An 18,353-nucleotide genomic window follows, 5' to 3' on the forward strand; every position below is an offset into this window, starting at 1 on the left:
TCCGGTCCTTCCAGATCTGCCGGCCCATTGCGGACCGCTGCTCGGACCCGGTCTATCACGCCACGGCGCGGTGGTGACGGGCCGTCCAATCCGCGATGAGACCCACCGTTCCATGGGAAGGCCCGCTCCGAGCAGTACGAGATCGGTCCGCTCCGGCGCATCGCGATCTGCCTCCGACGCACACCATGCTCCCGCGCGCCCCCGTAACCGTCCGTCACCGTGGGTAGTTGACGCGGCATGCACGACGTACACACCGTAAGGGCGCCCTCCATGCTCCGGCTCGCGGCCGCCTCGCTCGCCGGAACGGCCATCGAGTTCTACGACTTCTTCGTCTACGGGACCGCGGCCGCCCTGGTCCTGGGACCGTTGTTCTTCCCGACCTTCTCACCATTGGCGGGAACGCTGGCGGCCTTCGCGACGTTCGGCGTCGGGTTCGTCGCCCGCCCGCTCGGCTCGATGCTGTTCGGGCACATCGGGGACCGGCGCGGACGGCGGCCGGTGCTCGTCGCCTCGCTGTTGCTGACCGGCGCCGCGACCGTCGCGGTCGGGTGCGTGCCGACGTACGACTCGATCGGTACGGCCGCTCCCGTACTCCTTCTGGTGCTGCGTTTCCTTCAGGGGCTCGGGCTCGGCGGGGAGTGGGGCGGCGCGGTGCTGCTGACCGCGGAGCACGCGCCGGCCGAGCGGCGCGCGCTGTGGTCGAGCTTTCCGCAGATCGGCCCCTCCGTGGGGTTCGTGCTGGCCAACGGCGTGATGCTGATGCTGTCGACAACGCTGTCCGACGCGCAGTTCGCGGCATGGGGGTGGCGGGTGCCGTTCTGGGCGGCGGGCCTGCTCGCCGCCGCGGGGCTGTGGCTGCGCAGTTCGCTCGCGGAGAGCCCCAGCTTCCTCGAAATGGAGGACCACGCGCGTGTGCCGCTCGCCGAGGTGGTGCGCGACCACTGGCGGCTCGTCCTGCTGACGGCCGGTGGACTCGCGGTCGGCTACGCCGTGTTCTACGCGGTGACGACCTGGGCGCTCGCGTACGGCGTCGAGCGGCTCGGGGTGAGCCGTACCGTCATGCTGTCCTGCATCATGGCGGCCGTGGTGGTGCAGGGCTCCCTCACGCCCGTGGTGGCCCTTCTCGGCGACCGCTACGGACGGCGGCCGCTGTGTCTGGCGGGGTGTACGGCCTCGGCATTGTGGATGTTCCCGATGATCGGGCTGCTGTCGACCGGTGAACCCCTGTTGATGTTCCTGGGCTTCCTGGTGGCGCTGCTCGCGTTCATCACGACGTTCGCCGTGATCTCCGCGTATCTGCCGGAGTTGTACGAGCCTCGGGTGCGCTGCACGGGGGCGGCGGTGGGCTACAACCTGGGCGGGGTCCTGGGCGGCGCGCTCACGCCCATCGTGGCGACGGCGGTGGCCGAGGGAGAGCGGGTGCCCTGGGGCGTGGCGGCGTATCTGACGGGGATCGCTCTGCTCAGCCTCGGGTGTTTCGCACTGCTGCCGGAGACCCGGCCGGTGCCCCGGATGGCCGTCGCACCGGCCACGGAGTGAGCGTCGGCTCCACCGGCTCGGCGTCGCCTCCACCGGCTCGGTGTCGGCTAGGGAGTGACCGCCAGCTCCAAGTACGCCGCGAACACCACCAGATGGACGCCTCCCTGGAGCGGGGTCGCGCGTCCGGGGACGACCGTCAGAGAGCTCACGACCACCGTGAGCGCGAGCAGCACCATATGGGTGGAACTGAGGCCGAGTACGAGCGGCCCGGAGAGCCAGACGGACGCCAGGGCGACCGCGGGAATCGTCAGACCGATGCTGGCCATCGCGGAGCCGAGGGCGAGGTTCAGACTGGTCTGCACCCGGTCGCGGCGGGCCGACCGGACCGCGGCGATGGTCTCCGGCAGCAGGACGAGCAGCGCGATGATCACACCGACCACGGACTGCGGCATACCGGCCGCCTCGACGCCGGACTCGATGGTGGGCGACACGCCCTTGGCGAGGCCGACCACTCCGACGAGGGCCAGGGCGAGCAGGCCCAGGCTGATGCCGGCGGCACGGGCGGACGGGGCGTCCGCGTGTTCGTCCACGTCGATCACCTCGCCCAGACGGGTGATCGGGAGGAAGTAGTCGCGGTGCCGCACGGTCTGGGTCGTCACGAACAGGCCGTACAGGACGAGTGAGGCGAGCGCGGCGAAGGTGAGCTGGGCCGTGGAGAACTCCGGGCCCGGCTTGCTGGTGGTGAAGGTCGGAAAGACCAGGCTGAGCGTGGCCAGCGTCGCGACGGTCGCCAGGGCGGCGCCGGTGCCCTCCGCGTTGAAGACGGCGAGCCCGTGACGCAGGGAGGCGACGAGCAGGCACAGTCCCACGATGCCGTTGCACGTGATCATCACGGCCGCGAACACGGTGTCACGTGCGAGCGTCGAGCTCTTCGGGCCGCCGTCCGCCATCAGGGTGACGATGAGCGCCACTTCGATGATCGTGACCGCGATGGCCAGGACGAGGGACCCGAAGGGTTCGCCGACCCGATGCGCGATCACCTCGGCATGGTGGACCGCGGCCAGCACCGCCCCGGCCAGGACCAGGGTCACCAGTGCGACGATCGCGCCGGGCAGGTCGCGTCCCCAGGTGAAGGCCAGCAGGACCACCCCGACCACGGGCACGACGGCCGTCCACTGCGTCAGGACTGACCGGAGCCGAACGATCATGCAGCGATCGTCGCAGGCGCGGACGGGCCCCGCATTCCGATGGTCGCCCGAGCCAACACCTGGCGGGGTGCGCGGCCCTGCACCGCGCACCCCGCCACGAGGCGGCTGTTGCCGCCTCCGACGTGATCAGACGTCGATGCTGTTCGTCGGGGACTTCTCCGACGCCGGGGTCCCCGAAGCGCCTTCGGACGCTTCCAGCGCCGCCTGCTTCTTGGAGGCGACCAGGCTGGTGATCGTCGTGACGACCAGGACCACGCAGATCACCCCGAGCGAGACCGGGATGGAGATCTCGGGAACGTGGACGCCGGACTCGTGCAGTGCGTGCAGCACCAGCTTGACGCCGATGAAGCCGAGGATCACGGACAGGCCGTAGCTGAGGTGGACCAGCTTCCTGAGCAGGCCGCCGATGAGGAAGTACAGCTGGCGCAGACCCATCAGCGCGAACGCGTTGGCCGTGAAGACGATGTACGGGTCCTGGGTCAGGCCGAAGATCGCGGGGATCGAGTCGAGCGCGAAGAGTACGTCCGTGCTGCCGATCGCGAGCATCACGACCAGCATCGGCGTCATGACGCGCTTGCCGTTCTGCTGGATCCACAGCTTCGTGCCGTGATACCGGTCGGCGACACCGAAGCGCTTCTCGGCGGCCTTGAGCAGCTTGTTCTCCTCGAACTCCTCCTCCGGCTCGTCGGCCCGCGCCTCCTGGATCAGCTTCCAGGCCGTGTAGATGAGGAACGCGCCGAATATGTAGAAGACCCAGGCGAAGTTGGAGATGATCGCGGCGCCCGCGGCGATGAAGATCGTGCGCAGGACGAGCGCTATGAGGACGCCGACGAGAAGTACCCGCTGCTGATACTGCGTCGGCACGGCGAACTTCGCCATGATCAGGACGAAGACGAAGAGGTTGTCGACGCTCAGCGACTTCTCGGTGATGTAGCCGGCGAAGAACTCGCCGGCGGGCTGGCCGCCGGAGAAGACGAGCAGTCCCAGGCCGAACAGTCCGGCCAGAGCGATCCAGACGATCGTCCAGATTCCGGCTTCCTTGATCGATACGTCGTGCGGCTTGCGACCGATGAAGAAGTCGACGGCGATGAGGGCGGCTAGGCCCACGATCGTGAGGACCCAAAGGGTCACGGAAACATCCACTGCGCGCCTCCGGCAGTCGTAACGGCAAATACCAGCGTCGTCGCTGCCGGAGGTCTCTTCCACCTGCGACCGAGGGGACGCGTGATGCGTCCGCGGTCCACGGGCCGACGCCCCGGGATCTGGTCGGATCCGTATTGACGGGAACGCCGCTACTGGTAGGGAGTACTCCCCTCCGTGTGGAAAACAGTACCCGAAACACCAAGGAAAGGTAAAGCGATTAGTAAAAGAAAGACCAAGCTCCCTGGTCAGAGAGCTTTACCGATGCTTGGCAAAGTCCTCTGCGAGTCAGCGGTTCCATGAGCGGCGGGCCGCCGCCACCTGGGAGAGCACCTGTTGGAGCACCTGGCTGCCCGGCGGGACGAGCGCGGGTTCGTACGTCCAGGCGTGTCCCACCCACGGGTCGGCGAGATGGTCGTCGGGCACCGGGGTGAGTCGCAACAGCGAACGCCAGAGAGGATCGAGCAGCGGCCCGTAGGCGGCGGCGTCCTCCCGGTCCGCGACCATCATCAGATGGACGCCGACGGCCGGTCCCTCGTCCGCGAGATAGCGCAACTGCGTCACGGCGCGGTCGTCGAAGCCGTGCGGGAAGTCGTTGACGATCAGCAGTTGTTCAGCGGTGTCGAGGTCTGGCGGCAGCGAGTCGGCCACACCGCCACGGACCGCCATCTGCACCAGGTCGACACGCTGGGTGAGCCGGGCCAGCACCTCGCCCACTCCCGCGGCCCCGGCGGCGGGCGGAGCGTCGAGGACTCCGGAACGCACCAGCGGCGCGAGACACGAGGCTCCCGAACCGGCCGGGTCGATCACATGCACCGTGAACTCCCCGGCGGGATAGACGGCGAGCAGCCGGGCGGCGTGCGCCACCGCCGTGTCCATGGCGAGTCGGCGCAGCTCGTCGGAGTCGGCGAGCGGGTCGTCGAGGCCGGCCCGTCCGCTGTCGATCCACAGGCCGCGTTCGAGCGGAAGCCGGACCAGCATCGGGATGCTCAGGTCCTCGCTCTCGGGCAGCCGGAGGTCGCCGAGGCGCAGGGCCATGGGGATCTCCATGGGCACCCGGTAACCGTGCCAGACCGGGTTGTCCCAGGATGCGTACGCCGCGGGCAGCGCGGGCTCGACCACCTCGGCCTCGGCCGCGAGCTGGGCGAGGTCCCGGTCGAGCGCGGCGCGGGCCTGGTCGACCAAGCCGGCGCGCTTGGCCTGGGCGGCCTCACGCGCGGCGTCGCCCTGCCCGCCGATCCGGCTGCGCGGGTCGGACAGGACCTTGTCGAGCTCCTGCTCCAGGCGCGATTCGGCGAAGTCGACGGCGCTGCGATACGCGGCCGTGGTGCGCGCCAGGTCCTCGAACATGCCCCACACCTGGTTGTAGAGCCGCTCCTCCATGGACCAGCCGGTCGCGTCACCGGCGACGGGCTGCGCGGGCTGCCCCGGCGCGGCCGGTGGTGCGGTCGGCGCGGGCGGGGGCGGCGCGGCGGCCTGTCTGCCGGGGTGGCTGTAGTTGACCGGGCCGCCCGTGGGGGCGGACGGCTGGGTGACGGCGGAGGGGTCGGGCTGCGCGGGGCCTCCGGGGTAGCCCGTCTGCGGCACCGTGGCTCCCTGCGGACCCGGCGCGTCGTACGGGGACTGCGGCGGTACGGTCCCGGAGGCGCCCTGCGGTGCCGCGTACGGCTGGTCCGGTCCCGGCGCCGAGGCGGCCGCCTGTCGTGAGCGGTCCGTGTCCGCCGTACGCGGCGGGGGTGCCGACACCGAGCGGGCCAGTCCCTGGGCCACCGCTTCGTTGATGCTGCCCGCGAGTTGCCGGGCCTCGGACAGGCCCTGGTCGGTGAGGAGTTCGGCGAGGCCGCCCGCGTATCCCTGGCCGACCGCGCGTACCTTCCAGACGTCCTGTCTGCGGTAGAGCTCCAGGGCGACGACGGCCGACTCCGTGTCCAGGCCGGTGATGGTGTAGCTGGCGACCTCGGAGCCGTCGAGGCCGGTGACGGCGACGAAGGGGGCGGCGACGGCCCCGAACCGGACAGGGCCACCGACACCGGTCGGCAGCGCGAGCAGCACGCTGACGCGGTGCACGGTCCCCGGCAGGGCGTCCAGGTCGAACGCGAGGCGGTGGTCGGCCGCCGCCTGCTTGGAGACCTCGAGTCCGGGCAGGGTCGCCGCGCCCGGGTGAGCCACCCATTCGACGCCCCGGACCCTGCCCTGCTCGTCGCTCAGCGTGGCCCCGGCCACGATCGGCCGACCGGCCGATACGCGGACCTCAAGACGGGCCTGGGAGAGCGGGTGGTTCTGCCCCCGGACCAGCTCGGCCGTCATCGCCTTGTCCCCCCGTGTCGCTTCGTGTGCCGGGCGCCGCGCTGCCTACAGGTGCGGCAGGATCGCGGGCATCAGGTCCTGGAACGTACGGCCGTTGGCCGGTGTGCCCAGGGCCGTCATCTGCCAGCCAGGGCCCGCGCGGTGCACCTTCGCCATGATCTGCGCCGTGTACTGGCCGCCGCCCGCGAGCGTGTAGCGGGCGAGCTCCTGGCCGTTGGTCTCGTCGACCAGACGGCAGAACGCGTTCTGCACTTCCTGGAACGTCTGGCCCGTGAAGGAGTTCACGGTGAAGATGATCTGGTCGATGTGGACCGGGATGCGCTGGAGGTCGACGAGGATCGCCTCGTCGTCGCCGCCCTGGCCCACGCCACCGACCAGGTTGTCACCGGTGTGCCGCACGGATCCGTCGTCGCTGACGAGGTGACGGAAGAACACCACGTCGACGGGCTGCTTGTCCGCGAACAGCACGGCGGACGCGTCGAGGTCGATCTCCCGGGTGCGCGAGCCGAACAGGCCGCGCCGGGGAGCCGCCTGCCAGCCGAGCCCCATGCGCACCGCGGTCAGGGTGCCCCCGTCGTTCTTCTGCAGACTGATGGCCTGACCCTTGGTCATGTTGACCGTCACGCGCTGTTCCCCTCTCGAGCTGTCCCCTGTTGCCGCGGAGTCCGCGGATGTCCAGCACCCTACGCAGCGCCGACGACGGTGCCGAACCCTGGGGCGCGCTTTGTGTCGGTGTTGCAACACAGCGCGCATCCGCCGAGGTCCGGCACGGTGGGCGGCGGCCTCAGGCGAGGCCCGCCTCCTTCATCTGGCGCAGCTCCTTCTTCATCTCCGACACCTCGTCGCGCAGCCGTGCCGCGATCTCGAACTGGAGGTCGGCCGCGGCGGCCCGCATCCGCTCCGTCATCTCCTCGATCTGCTCGGTGAGTTCGGCCGCGGGGCGGTCGGTCGGCACCGTCTCCTTGGCCTTGCCCTTGGCGGACTTGGCCGCCTTGCCGCCGAGCGAGGGCACGGGGGCCTTGGCTCCCTTGCCGTCCTTGCCCTTGCGGTATCCGGAGCCGAGCAACTGCTCCGTGTCGATGTCCTCGCGGGCGATCTGGGCCACGATGTCGTTGATCTTCTTGCGGAGGGGCTGCGGGTCGATGCCCCTCTCCTCGTTGTAGGCGACCTGCTTCTCCCGGCGGCGGTTGGTCTCGTCGATGGCCTTCTCCATCGCCGGGGTGATCCGGTCGGCGTACATGTGGACCTGGCCGGAGACATTGCGCGCCGCGCGGCCGATGGTCTGGATCAGCGAGGTGCCCGAGCGCAGGAAGCCCTCCTTGTCGGCGTCGAGGATCGACACCAGGGAGACCTCGGGCAGGTCGAGGCCCTCGCGCAGCAGGTTGATGCCGACCAGGACGTCGAACTCGCCCGAGCGCAGCTCGCGCAGCAGCTCGACACGGCGCAGGGTGTCGACGTCGCTGTGCAGATAGCGCACCTGGATACCGAGCTCCAGGAAGTAGTCGGTGAGGTCCTCGGCCATCTTCTTGGTGAGCGTGGTGACCAGGACGCGTTCGTCCTTCTCGGTGCGCTTACGGATCTCGTGCACCAAGTCGTCGATCTGGCCCTCGGTGGGCTTGACGACGACCTCGGGGTCGATGAGGCCGGTGGGGCGGATGATCTGCTCGACGAAGCCGTCACCGCGCGAGAGTTCGTACTTCCCCGGGGTCGCCGACAGATAGACGGTCTGCCCGATGCGCTGCTGGAACTCCTCCCATTTCAAGGGACGGTTGTCCAGCGCGGAGGGCAGCCGGAAGCCGTGGTCCACGAGGGTGCGCTTGCGGGAGGCGTCGCCCTCGTACATGGCACCGATCTGCGGGACCGTGACGTGCGACTCGTCGAGGACGAGCAGGAAGTCGTCCGGGAAGTAGTCGATCAGCGTGTTCGGTGCGGAGCCGGGCTCGCGGCCGTCGAAGTGCATCGAGTAGTTCTCGACGCCGGAGCAGGAGCCGATCTGGCGGAGCATCTCCAGGTCGTACGTCGTACGCATGCGCAGGCGCTGGGCCTCCAGGAGCTTGCCCTGCTTCTCCAGCTCGGCGAGGCGCTCCCCCAGTTCCTTCTCGATGTCGTTGACCGCGCGCTCCATGCGCTCGGGGCCGGCCACGTAGTGGGACGCCGGGAAGACGTAGACCTGGTTGTCGTCGCTGATGACCTCGCCGGTGAGCGGGTGCAACGTGGAGAGTGCCTCGATCTCGTCGCCGAACATCTCGATGCGGACGGCGAGCTCCTCGTAGACCGGGAAGATCTCGATGGTGTCGCCGCGGACCCGGAAGGTGCCGCGGGCGAACGCCACGTCGTTGCGCGTGTACTGGATGTCGACGAAGCGGCGCAGCAGGTCGTCGCGGTCGATCTCGTCGCCGACCTTGAGGCTGACCATCCGGTCGACGTACTCCTGCGGCGTGCCGAGGCCGTAGATGCAGGAGACCGAGGCGACCACCACGACGTCGCGGCGGGTGAGCAGCGAGTTGGTCGCGGAGTGGCGCAGGCGCTCGACCTCCTCGTTGATCGAGGAGTCCTTCTCGATGTAGGTGTCCGACTGCGGGACGTAGGCCTCGGGCTGGTAGTAGTCGTAGTACGAGACGAAGTACTCGACCGCGTTGTTCGGCAGCAGCTCGCGGAACTCGTTGGCCAGCTGGGCGGCCAGCGTCTTGTTCGGTGCCATGACGAGCGTGGGGCGCTGGAGCTTCTCGATCATCCACGCGGTGGTGGCGGACTTGCCGGTGCCGGTCGCGCCCAGCAGGACGACATCCTTCTCACCCGCGCGGATGCGCTTTTCCAGGTCGGCGATGGCCGCCGGCTGGTCACCGCTCGGCTGGTAGGGGCTGACGACCTCGAAGGGCGCCACCGAACGTTCGATCTTTGATACGGGCCGCATGGGTTCCACCGTACGACCCCGCACTGACAACGGGTCCGGATCACCGGTTCTGGGGGGTGCGTGAGCTGCGGTGGCCGCGCTCCCGGCCGGCGCGCGGCAGGGGGCGGCGGCCCACGTACTGGACCGTGGAGTGGGCCGGGACGCCGGGCCGGTGATCCGTGGACCTCCAGTCGGGCTTGCCCATGACCATCAGCGGGTCGAACATCACGACGACGCCCGCCAGACACAGGAAGACCAGCGGGCCGATCATCATGGGCGCGAGCAGTGCGGCGGCCGAGTCGCCCCCGGGACTGTTGGACGTGCCGTGGAGATGGACGCTGAGGGCGGCCATGCCCGTGTAGTGCATACCGCTGACGGCCAGCCCCATGACAAGGCTGGCGCCCACGCTCCAGAGGAATCCCCGGACCTGCCCCGCCGCCCACAGAGCGGTGGTGGCGGCGACGACGGCTATGACCACCGAGGCGGAGACGGTGAGGGTGTTGTACTCGAGGTTCCCGTTGAGGCGCATGCCGGCCATGCCCAGATAGTGCATCGAGGCGACTCCCAGACCGGTGATGGTGCCCCCGGTGAAGAGCGCCGTTCCGGTGGCGCCCCGGTAACCCACGATGAAGATCCCGATGCCGACCATCACGATGGCCACGCCCAGGCTCGCGAAGGTCGTCGGCCTGTCGTAGTGGACCGGGATCTCCTTCACGGTGAACCCCATCATGGCTACGAAATGCATGGTCCATATGCCCGAGGCGATCGCCACCGAGCCGAGCGCGAGCCAGCCGGCCCGCCAGGAGTGGGCCACGAGCATCGATCTGGTGGTGCAGCGCAGGCCGAGCGCTCCGCCCAGGCAGGCCATGAGGTACGCCACCAGCGGTGTGACGAGTCCGTAACTGAAGCCGTCGACCGTGCCCTGCATGCGCGGCTGCCCTTCCCGCCCTTTTACGCCAGAAATTCCCGGAAATGCCCCCACCCTCGGGACCGAAAAAACGGCCAGGGTCGAGGCAGAGAGTATGACCCTCACCTGAATGGTCGAACGATTTTCCGGCAAAGAATCACGACCTCGCCGCACCTGTGTGATGCCAGTGAGCGGACTTGGTCAACTCCATTCAATCCGTGTCCATCCCGTACCCCTCTGTCGTTGACTCTCTGCTGTCACTCTTGATCTGTCTGTGATCGCTCGACGTGAGGAGTTCGTATGCACGCGCGCGTTGCCGCCGCCACGACCGCCGCGTTCATCGGGGGAACCGTGCTGATACTGCCCACCTCCCACGCACAGGCCGGCTCCCTGCGCAAAGCTCCGTTGATCGTCTCGCACCGCGGAGCGTCCGCCTACGCGCCCGAGAACACCCTCGCCTCCATCGACAAGGCGGCCGCGATGGGCTTCGGCTGGGTCGAGAACGACGTCCAGCGCACCAAGGACGGCGAGCTCGTCGTGCTCCACGACGCAAGCCTGGCGCGCACGACCGACGTCAAGAAGATCTATCCGCACCGGGCTCCCTGGAAGGTCAAGGACTTCACCGCGGCGGAGATCGCGCGCCTGGACGCGGGGAGCTGGTTCGGTCCCCGGTACGCGGGCATCCGTGTGCCGACGCTGAAGCAGTACATGAACCGCGTCTCGCACAACCACCAGAAGCTCGTGCTGGAGATCAAGAACCCCGAGCTCTATCCGGGTATCGAGCGGCAGACCCTCAAGGTCCTGAGCAACGAAGGCTGGCTGGATCCGGACCATCTCAGGAACCGGCTGGTCGTCCAGAGTTTCAGCGAGCAGAGCGTGCGGACGGTCCATGAACTGCGCCCCGGGATCACGACGGCGTTCCTGGGCAAGCCGTCGGTCGCGCGCCTCCACGAGTACGCGCGGTTCGCCGATCTGATCAACCCGGACCACGCCTCCCTCTCGGCCGGCTATGTCTCCGCGGTCCACTCGTTCGTCGGACCGCACAGGCGGCCGATGGAGGTCTTCACCTGGACCATCGACGACGCGAACACCGCACGGCGCCTGGCGGGCTACGGCGTGGACGGCGTGATCACGAACAAGCCCGACGTGATCCGGAGCGCTCTGCAACAGACCTGATCGGTTCTCGGCGGGTCTCTCGCCCGTGGTGCGGACGCCGGGCGGCGTCCGTGCCGCGGGCGTTGTCAGTGGCGGATCGTACGGTGGATCGCATGAACAGCGATGGGCAGGACGAACAGCGGGTGGTGTGGGCCGTCGTCGGCACGGACATCGGTCCACTGCTGCTGGCGGCGACACCGGACGGCCTGGTGAACGTGGTCTTCCACGCCACGGACGCGGTGCGCGACAAGGCGCTCGAGCGGCTCGCCGCGCGTCTGGGCACCCAGCCGGTCGAGGCACCCGGGTCACCGCTCCTGGCCGAGTCGATACGCCAGGTCACGGCGTACTTCGCGGGCGAACGGCGGGACTTCGAGCTGCCGTTGGACTGGTCGCTGATCTCCGGGTTCAACCGTCAGGTGCTGCGCGAGCTGGCCGCGGGAGTTCCGTACGGCGGGGTCGTGGGCTATGGCGACCTGGCCCGCCGGGTCGGCCAGCCGGGCGCGGCGCAGGCCGTGGGCGTGGCCATGGGCTCGAACCCGCTGCCGGTCGTCGTGCCGTGTCACCGGGTGGTGGAGAGCGACGGCGGCATCGGGGGGTTCGGGGGCGGCCTGGAGACCAAGCGGAAGCTGCTGGCGCTGGAAGGGGTGCTGCCGGAGCCGTTGTTCTGACGGGCGGTGCCGGCGGCCGGCGGCTGGCGGCTGGCGGCTGGCGGCTGGCGGCTGGCGGCTGGCGGCTGGCGGCTGTGTACGGTGTCTGCCGTGCCCGGCGCGGGCTGCTGTTACCGCCCGTGCCTGCGGAGCCGACAGCGCTCATCGCTCGCGACAACCCTTGTTCATGTGGGGGCGCGGGCTGGAGACTGCGCCGGTGACCCGAGCCGATTCCAGCGCGTCCAAGTGTCCGTCGTGACCTCCGTCGAGCGGCAGCTCGCCGTGCCCGTGGACGCCGCGGAGATACCGGCGTTGCGGCGCCGCATCACCGCCGTACTCATCGCCGGTCAGATCCTCGGCGGGCTAGGCGTCGCCACCGGCATCGCACTCGCCACCGTGCTGGCCAAGCAGGTCAGCGGCACCGAGTCGCTCTCCGGGCTCGCGCCCACCGCGACGGTCACCGGGACGGCGGTGCTCTCGGTGCCGCTGGCCGCGCTGATGACCGCGCGGGGACGCCGCCCGGGCCTGGTGCTGGCCTACCTCATCGGGGCGTCGGGAGCGGGCGTCGTCGTGGTCGCCGCGTGTGTGGGGAGTTTTCCGCTGCTGCTGCTCGGCATGGCGGGCTTCGGCGCGGCCTCGTCGGCGAACCTCCAGGCGCGGTTCGCGGCCGCCGATCTGGCCGAGCCGCAGCGGCGTGCCCGGGCCATCTCGAACGTGGTGTGGGCGACCACGATCGGAGCGGTGCTGGGGCCCAACATCGCCGCGCCCGCCGGACGCAGCGTCTCCGGGCTCGGGATACCCGAGGCGGCGGGGCCGTTCCTCTGGGCGGCCGGGGTCTTCCTCCTGTCCGCACTGCTGGTGGCCGTACTGCTGCGGCCCGATCCCCTGCTGACCGCCCGGGCGCTGGCACCCGTCGAGGAGCAGTCGGCCCAGGCGCGTTCCATCCGCGCCGGCTTCGCCGCGGTCGCCGCCTCGCCGCGGGCCAGGCTGGCGCTCGTGACAGTGGCCGTCTCGCACACCGCGATGGTCTCGATCATGTCGATGACCCCCGTCGACCTCGGACACCACGGGGCGAGCATCGATCTGATCGGGCTGGTGATCAGTGGCCACATCGCGGGCATGTACGCGTTCTCGCCCCTCATGGGGCGGCTCTCGGACCGGCTAGGGCGGCTCTCGGGGATCGGGCTCGCCGTGGGCCTGCTGGCCTGCGCGGCGCTCCTCGCGGGCACGGCGGGCGGCAGCCACGGACAGATCGCCGCGGGGCTCTTCGTCCTGGGCCTTGGCTGGTCGTCCGGGCTCGTGTCCGGCTCGGCGCTCCTGACGGACTCGGTGCCCCAGGCCGCGCGGGCCGCCGCCCAGGGGGTGTCCGACCTGACCATGAACACGGCGGCCGGCCTCGGTGGGGCGACCGCCGGGCTCGTCGTCGCACAGGCGAGCTATGGGTGGCTGAACCTCCTCGCCGCGTGCCTGCTGGTGCCGCTGGGCGGGCTGGCGCTGTTCACGCGGCGCCGAGGCCGAAGCCGCCGGTGAGCGCCGAAGTGCCTCAGAGGCTGGTCAGAGGCTGATGTGGTACGCCTTGCGGAGCGTCTCGTGCACGGTCCACGTCGTACGGTCGCCCTCGCGCAGCACGGCCGCGTGGCCCGGGCCCACCTCGATCACGTCACCGCCCTCGACCTCGATCGTGGCGCGGCCACTGACGACGACGAAGAGTTCGTTGGCCTCGGTGTCCGTCACCACGCCGGGCGTGATCTGCCAGATGCCGCGCAGTTGCTTGCCGTCGGCCGACTCCCACAACACCTTGCCGCTCACCACCGGATCACCGGAGACGATCTGAGCCGGGTCAAGGGGCTCCGGTTCCAGCTCGGCGTCGGGGATGTGTACGGCGAAGGACGGGGTGGCCTGTGTGTTCGCGGTCATGAGCGGTCACCTTAAGGGCATGCGAGAAAGACTCACGCGGAGGGTGGTCCGAAGGCCCGGAACCTAGTCGTAGTGGCGTGCCTCGAACACGTTTCCGTCCGGGTCCTGGAAGTAGAAGCTGCGCTTGGCCATGCCACGGGCGCCGAAGGAGTCGTACGAGAAGCCCGAGAGGGGGACGGACCGTTCCTCCAGACGTGTGTGCAGCGCGTCGAAATCGGCTTCCTGGAGGGACAGGCATACGTGGTTGACCGGGTGCCCCGCGCTGTCCGCGGCGCCCGGGATCATGTTCATGTACGCGGCCATGGGGCGGGCCATGAGGTCGAGAATGGTCTCTTCGTTGAGGCGCACGGAGGGAAACGGCGCCTTCCCCTCCGCGTATTCGGCGACCCTCACGGGTTCCAGGCCGACCGTCTTCTCGTAGAAGTCGGCCGAGGCGACCGGATCGCGCACCCACAGGACGACATGGTCAAGACGTGCCGAGTTGTCCGTCATGCCCCCAGGCTGGTGCCGTACGCCGCAGGTCGCAAGGGTTTGACCGGGCGCGCCGCCCGCCAGAGATGAGGTAAGGCGACAGACAGGAGGCAGGCACGTGATCGTGGTGTCCGAAGAGGTGCGGGAGGCGCTCGACGCGCGCCGGCCGGTGGTGGCCCTGGAGTCGACGATCATCGCGCACGGACTGCCCCGTCCGCGCAATCTGCAGGTCGCGCTGGAGCTGGAGGACGTCGTACGGCAGGAGGGCGCCGTACCGGCGACGATCGCCGTGCTGGACGGGCGGCCCCATGTCGGACTGGACAAGGAGCAGCTGGAGCGGGTCGCCAACGAGGACGGGATCCGCAAGCTGGGGCACCGCGATCTGCCGCTCGCGGTGGCGGCGGGCGCGAGCGGCGCGACGACCGTGTCCGCGACGGCGCTGCTGGCCGCTCTCGCGGGCGTCCGCGTGTTCGCGACGGGCGGCCTCGGCGGGGTGCACCGGGAATGGACGGTGACGCAGGACGAGTCGGCGGACCTGGGCCTGCTGGCGCGGACCCGGATCACGGTGGTGTGCGCGGGCGTCAAGTCGATCCTGGACGTGCCGGCGACGCTGCAGCGCCTGGAGACACTGGGCGTCGCGGTGGCCGGGTACGGCACCGGTCGCTTCCCCGGCTTCTATCTGTCCGACTCGGGACATCCCGTGGACTGGACGCTGGACTCCCCCGGACAGGTGGCGGACGTCATGCGCGCCCAGGAAGCGCTGGACGGCCCGGAATCGGCGCTCATCGTGGCGAACCCGGTCCCCGAGGAGGAGCAGCTCGATCCCGCGCTCCACGCGCGCGTGCTCGCCGAGGCGTTGCGGGCGTGCGAGGCAGCGGGCGTGAGCGGGCAGGCCGTGACGCCGTTCCTGCTCGACCATCTGGTGCGGCACACCGACGGCGCGTCGCTGAGCGCCAATCTGGCGGCGGTGCGCGGCAACGTACGACTCGCGGGACGGATCGCGGCGGCCTGGGCCGGGGCGTGAACGGGACGGATCGCGACGGCGGACCGGCCCGGGGCGCGGACCGGGCGGACCCAGACGGTGCCGGGCGGGACGTGGGCCCGGCGACGGGGGCGCTGCTCGTCGTCGGTGACGTGGTCACGGACATCGTCGCCCGGCACCATGGGCCGCTCGCGGCGGGCACCGACACGGCCGCCGCGATCGGGACCCTACCGGGCGGGGCCGGCGCCAATGTCGCGTGCTGGGCCGCGCATTGGGGCTGCGCCGAGGTGCGGCTGCTGGGTCGGGTGGGGGCGGATGCCGCCGCTTGGCACGAGCGCGAGTTGGTGGCCTGCGGCGTACGCCCGCTCCTCGTCGTCGATCCGCAGGCGCCGACGGGGACGGTGATCTGCCTGGTGGACCAGGGCGCCTCGGCCGAGCGGACGTTCCTCACCGACAGCGGGGCCTCCCTGCGGCTCGACCCCGACGATTGGTCGCCCGCGCTGCTCGACGGTGTCGCGCGGCTGCATCTGTCGGGCTATCTGTTCTTCTCCGAGCCGAGCCGGGCGCTGGTGTCGGTGGCTCTGGAGTCGGCACGCGCGCGTGGGGTACCGGTCAGCCTGGACCCCGCGTCGGCGGGGTTCCTCACGGAACTGGGCGCGGACCGTTTCCTCGCGCTCGCCGAGGGCGTCGACCTGCTGCTGCCCAGTCGCGACGAGGCGTTCCTGCTGACGGGACTGCCCGATCCGGCGGACGCGGCGGCCAAGTTGAGCCGCCACGTCCCGCTGGTCGTCGCGAAGCAGGGCCCCGACGGGGCCTTGGTGGCCCGCTCGGGCGCCGTACGGGCCCACGTCCCTGCGGTGCCCGCGGACCCTCGCGACACGACGGGCGCCGGCGACGCGTTCACCGGGGCGTTCCTCGCCGCCCTTCTCGCGGGCGCCGAGCCCGAGGCGGCGGCGGTGGAAGGGTGCAGGGCGGGGGCGATGGCGGTGGAGCGGGTCGGGGGCAGGCCCGACGGGGCGCGGGTCCGGTAGTGGCGCTACTTGCGTCCCCAGGCCGAGATCATCGGCGCGGTCGCCAGGTCCATCGATCCGGAGGCCACGTTGGCCAGGTGACGGTCGATGTCCTCGTTGGTGGCGATTCCCGCGGCGACGAGCTGGCCGCGGATCTGACGGACCGTCGCGGACTCGAGGCCGGCGCAGGCGGTCGAGGTGACGGGGAAGTACGCGTCGGCCTCCACCTCGCGCAGTCCCGCTTCGCGCAGCAGGCGAGGGAGTTTGCGGCCGTAGGAGAGGTCGGCGCCGCGCTCGGCGAGCAGCTTGCGGAAGCCGTGCCTCAGCCGGTTCGCGAGCTGTTGCTCGGGGCCGTGCTCATCGGGGCAGAGCAGCGGTTGCAGCGCGGGGTCGGCGTCCTCGACGAGGAGCCGCCCGCCGGGCCGCAGCGCCTTGACCATCGACCGCAACGCCCGCTCCCGGTCCGGCACATGGACCAGCACGAGCCGTGCGTGCACGAGGTCGAAGCCCTCCCCCGGCGGTTCCTCGGCGCCCACGTCGTGCACCTGGATCTCGATCGGCGGGCGGGCCGCGGAGGCCGCCCACGACGTGTCGATGTCGGTCGCGACGACCCGCCCGGTCGGGCCGACCTTCTTGGCGAGCCAGGACACCACGGACGTGCCACCCGCGCCGACCTCCCAGCAGCGCCAGCCGGACCCGATGCCGAAGCGCTCGATGTGTCGGAAGGTGGTGGGGTCGAAGAGAGTGGCGAAGGCGTCGAAGCGCTGCCCCGCCTCGGTCTGCCGGTTGTCGAGGAGATAGCCGTCGGTTTGCGTCATACAGCGATCATCCCAGTTGACCCGCTTGTCCGGAATCGCCGACGCTCCCGTTCTCCCCATCCGTGCGTGACCGCGGGCACCGCACGCCTCTGACGCTCGGACAGCAACCCTGCCGGTCCGGTCCGATGTCGCCCGGCACCACCGAAACGAAGCGGAACATTCCGTTCCCACAGGCTTTCCCGGCGAGCGAAGGGGACTGGCAGACTTGCACGCCAGGGCGCGAAGTGCGGCGCGGGGAGATCCACGCAAGGAGTTCCGGATGTCCATGGCAGGGAATCTGCGGAAGGTCACGAGCCTCGGCAAGGTCGGTGGGCTCCGTAAGGTGGCGCGGCTGGCCCGGCGGCGCACCCGTGTCGACCTGAGTCACCACGCCCGGTCCCCGCTGGGCACGGCGGTGGTGAACTGCGTGGCGTATCAGGACGGCGCCAGGGTCCCGGGGGGACGCGATCTCGTCGAGACCGTGGAGCGGATCCGCAAGAGCGACGAGGGTTTCGTCTGGCTCGGACTGCACGAGCCCACGGACCAGGAGTTCGCCGGCATAGCCGATCTCTTCGACCTGCACCCGCTGGCCGTCGAGGACGCGGTGGAGGCCCATCAGCGGCCGAAGCTGGAGCGGTACGGCGACACACTCTTCGCGGTGTTCAAAACGGTCTGCTACGTCGAGCACAAGGAGCTGACGGCGACCAGCGAGGTGGTGAACACCGGCGAGATCATGGTCTTCGTCGGGTCCGACTTCGTCATCACCGTGCGGCACGGACGGCACGGATCGCTGGGGCCCCTGCGCGAGGAGCTGGAGGCGGACGCCGGTCAGCTCGCCAAGGGCCCGGCCGCGGTGCTGCACGCGATCGCGGACCACGTGGTCGACGACTACGTGCATGTCACGGACTCGGTCCAGGAGGACATCGACCAGGTCGAGGCCGATGTGTTCGCCGAGAACGGCGCGCGGGCGGACGCGGGCCGCATCTACCAGCTCAAGCGCGAACTCCTGGAACTGAAGCGGGCGGTGGTGCCACTCGCCCGCCCCGTCCAGGAGCTCGCCACCCGGCCGATACGGGTGATCGCCCCGGAGATACAGGCGTACTTCCGGGACGTGTCCGACCATCTGCTGCGGGTCACCGAGCAGATCGCCGCCTTCGACGAACTGCTCAACTCGATCCTGCAGGCGCACCTCGCGCAGGTGACGGTGGCGCAGAACGAGGACATGCGGAAGATCACGGCATGGGCGGCGGTCATCGCCGTGCCGACGATGGTCTGCGGGCTCTACGGCATGAACTTCGACCACATGCCGGAACTGCACTGGCGGTTCGGCTACCCCATAGTCATCGGCGTGATCACCCTCGCCTGCCTCGTCCTGTACCGGGGGTTCCGGCGCAACGGCTGGCTGTGAGAGTGGTGAGCCGCTCCTCGCCCGGCACGGCC

At 70.2% G+C, this 18,353-nt stretch carries 16 protein-coding genes; 7 read left to right on the forward strand and 9 right to left on the reverse strand.

Annotation, left to right across the window (positions count from 1 at the left end; genetic code table 11):
* Positions 1-237 precede the first annotated feature (237 nt).
* Positions 238-1,539 (forward strand): MFS transporter, encoded by a 1,302-nt coding sequence (locus tag ACZ7M3_RS17295; protein ID WP_351303087.1) that lies wholly within the window; start codon positions 238-240, stop codon positions 1,537-1,539.
* A gap of 47 nt (positions 1,540-1,586) precedes the next feature.
* Here ACZ7M3_RS17295 and ACZ7M3_RS17300 read toward each other — a convergent pair whose 3' ends face one another.
* From ACZ7M3_RS17300 to ACZ7M3_RS17325, 6 genes are all read right to left on the reverse strand, one after another.
* Positions 1,587-2,687, reverse strand: coding sequence for a calcium:cation antiporter (locus ACZ7M3_RS17300; protein WP_472064166.1), 1,101 nt, complete (start codon positions 2,685-2,687; stop codon positions 1,587-1,589).
* Positions 2,688-2,813: 126 nt separating this feature from the next.
* Entirely contained in the window at positions 2,814-3,830 is a 1,017-nt protein-coding gene (locus tag ACZ7M3_RS17305; protein ID WP_472064168.1) for a TerC family protein, read from the reverse strand.
* Between the two features lie 285 nt (positions 3,831-4,115).
* Entirely contained in the window at positions 4,116-6,134 is a 2,019-nt protein-coding gene (locus ACZ7M3_RS17310) for a TerD family protein (RefSeq protein ID WP_472064169.1), read from the reverse strand.
* Between the two features lie 45 nt (positions 6,135-6,179).
* Positions 6,180-6,758: a TerD family protein gene (locus ACZ7M3_RS17315; protein ID WP_067364093.1), complete on the reverse strand. Its 579-nt coding sequence runs from the start codon at positions 6,756-6,758 to the stop codon at positions 6,180-6,182.
* Positions 6,759-6,918: 160 nt separating this feature from the next.
* Positions 6,919-9,048 (reverse strand): excinuclease ABC subunit UvrB, encoded by a 2,130-nt coding sequence (gene uvrB, locus ACZ7M3_RS17320; RefSeq protein ID WP_388117020.1) that lies wholly within the window; start codon positions 9,046-9,048, stop codon positions 6,919-6,921.
* 40 nt (positions 9,049-9,088) lie between these two features.
* Positions 9,089-9,955 carry an MHYT domain-containing protein gene (locus tag ACZ7M3_RS17325; protein WP_472064171.1) on the reverse strand — a complete coding sequence of 289 codons (867 nt, stop codon included), beginning with the start codon at positions 9,953-9,955 and terminating at the stop codon, positions 9,089-9,091.
* 279 nt (positions 9,956-10,234) lie between these two features.
* Here ACZ7M3_RS17325 and ACZ7M3_RS17330 point away from each other — a divergent pair, with 279 nt between their 5' ends.
* From ACZ7M3_RS17330 to ACZ7M3_RS17340, 3 genes are all read left to right on the forward strand, one after another.
* Complete coding sequence (locus ACZ7M3_RS17330) at positions 10,235-11,110, forward strand: glycerophosphodiester phosphodiesterase (protein ID WP_351303106.1); 876 nt, start codon at positions 10,235-10,237, stop codon at positions 11,108-11,110.
* Positions 11,111-11,202: 92 nt separating this feature from the next.
* Positions 11,203-11,757 (forward strand): methylated-DNA--[protein]-cysteine S-methyltransferase, encoded by a 555-nt coding sequence (locus tag ACZ7M3_RS17335; protein ID WP_054235945.1) that lies wholly within the window; start codon positions 11,203-11,205, stop codon positions 11,755-11,757.
* 234 nt (positions 11,758-11,991) lie between these two features.
* On the forward strand, positions 11,992-13,266 hold the full coding sequence (locus tag ACZ7M3_RS17340; protein WP_121418538.1) for an MFS transporter: 1,275 nt from the start codon (positions 11,992-11,994) through the stop codon (positions 13,264-13,266).
* A gap of 24 nt (positions 13,267-13,290) precedes the next feature.
* On the opposite strand, the gene ACZ7M3_RS17345 is transcribed toward ACZ7M3_RS17340, so the two are convergent.
* Both ACZ7M3_RS17345 and ACZ7M3_RS17350 read right to left on the reverse strand, forming a co-directional pair.
* Complete coding sequence (locus ACZ7M3_RS17345; protein WP_472064172.1) at positions 13,291-13,653, reverse strand: cupin domain-containing protein; 363 nt, start codon at positions 13,651-13,653, stop codon at positions 13,291-13,293.
* 63 nt (positions 13,654-13,716) lie between these two features.
* Positions 13,717-14,145, reverse strand: coding sequence for a VOC family protein (locus ACZ7M3_RS17350; RefSeq protein ID WP_472064174.1), 429 nt, complete (start codon positions 14,143-14,145; stop codon positions 13,717-13,719).
* A gap of 97 nt (positions 14,146-14,242) precedes the next feature.
* Between ACZ7M3_RS17350 and ACZ7M3_RS17355 the strand changes: the two genes are divergently transcribed.
* Positions 14,243-15,148, forward strand: a complete 906-nt coding sequence (locus ACZ7M3_RS17355; protein WP_472064176.1) for a pseudouridine-5'-phosphate glycosidase — start codon at positions 14,243-14,245, stop codon at positions 15,146-15,148.
* 71 nt (positions 15,149-15,219) lie between these two features.
* Positions 15,220-16,137, forward strand: coding sequence for a carbohydrate kinase family protein (locus tag ACZ7M3_RS17360; RefSeq protein ID WP_472064572.1), 918 nt, complete (start codon positions 15,220-15,222; stop codon positions 16,135-16,137).
* Positions 16,138-16,142: 5 nt separating this feature from the next.
* On the opposite strand, the gene ACZ7M3_RS17365 is transcribed toward ACZ7M3_RS17360, so the two are convergent.
* Entirely contained in the window at positions 16,143-16,934 is a 792-nt protein-coding gene (locus tag ACZ7M3_RS17365; RefSeq protein WP_472064178.1) for a class I SAM-dependent methyltransferase, read from the reverse strand.
* 259 nt (positions 16,935-17,193) lie between these two features.
* Here ACZ7M3_RS17365 and corA point away from each other — a divergent pair, with 259 nt between their 5' ends.
* Positions 17,194-18,321, forward strand: a complete 1,128-nt coding sequence (gene corA / locus ACZ7M3_RS17370; protein WP_472064180.1) for a magnesium/cobalt transporter CorA — start codon at positions 17,194-17,196, stop codon at positions 18,319-18,321.
* Positions 18,322-18,353 lie beyond the last annotated feature (32 nt).

The sequence above is a fragment of the Streptomyces sp. NPDC111656 genome (assembly GCF_055656965.1).

Coding starts and splice junctions, on each gene's coding strand:
- ACZ7M3_RS17295 (WP_351303087.1), top strand. CDS start 238: ATGCACGACGTACACACCGTAAGGGCGCCCTCCATGCTCCGGCTCGCG.
- ACZ7M3_RS17300 (WP_472064166.1), bottom strand. CDS start 2,687: ATGATCGTTCGGCTCCGGTCAGTCCTGACGCAGTGGACGGCCGTCGTG.
- ACZ7M3_RS17310 (WP_472064169.1), bottom strand. CDS start 6,134: ATGACGGCCGAGCTGGTCCGGGGGCAGAACCACCCGCTCTCCCAGGCC.
- uvrB (WP_388117020.1), bottom strand. CDS start 9,048: ATGCGGCCCGTATCAAAGATCGAACGTTCGGTGGCGCCCTTCGAGGTC.
- ACZ7M3_RS17325 (WP_472064171.1), bottom strand. CDS start 9,955: ATGCAGGGCACGGTCGACGGCTTCAGTTACGGACTCGTCACACCGCTG.
- ACZ7M3_RS17330 (WP_351303106.1), top strand. CDS start 10,235: ATGCACGCGCGCGTTGCCGCCGCCACGACCGCCGCGTTCATCGGGGGA.
- ACZ7M3_RS17335 (WP_054235945.1), top strand. CDS start 11,203: ATGAACAGCGATGGGCAGGACGAACAGCGGGTGGTGTGGGCCGTCGTC.
- ACZ7M3_RS17345 (WP_472064172.1), bottom strand. CDS start 13,653: ATGACCGCGAACACACAGGCCACCCCGTCCTTCGCCGTACACATCCCC.
- ACZ7M3_RS17350 (WP_472064174.1), bottom strand. CDS start 14,145: ATGACGGACAACTCGGCACGTCTTGACCATGTCGTCCTGTGGGTGCGC.
- ACZ7M3_RS17365 (WP_472064178.1), bottom strand. CDS start 16,934: ATGACGCAAACCGACGGCTATCTCCTCGACAACCGGCAGACCGAGGCG.
- corA (WP_472064180.1), top strand. CDS start 17,194: ATGTCCATGGCAGGGAATCTGCGGAAGGTCACGAGCCTCGGCAAGGTC.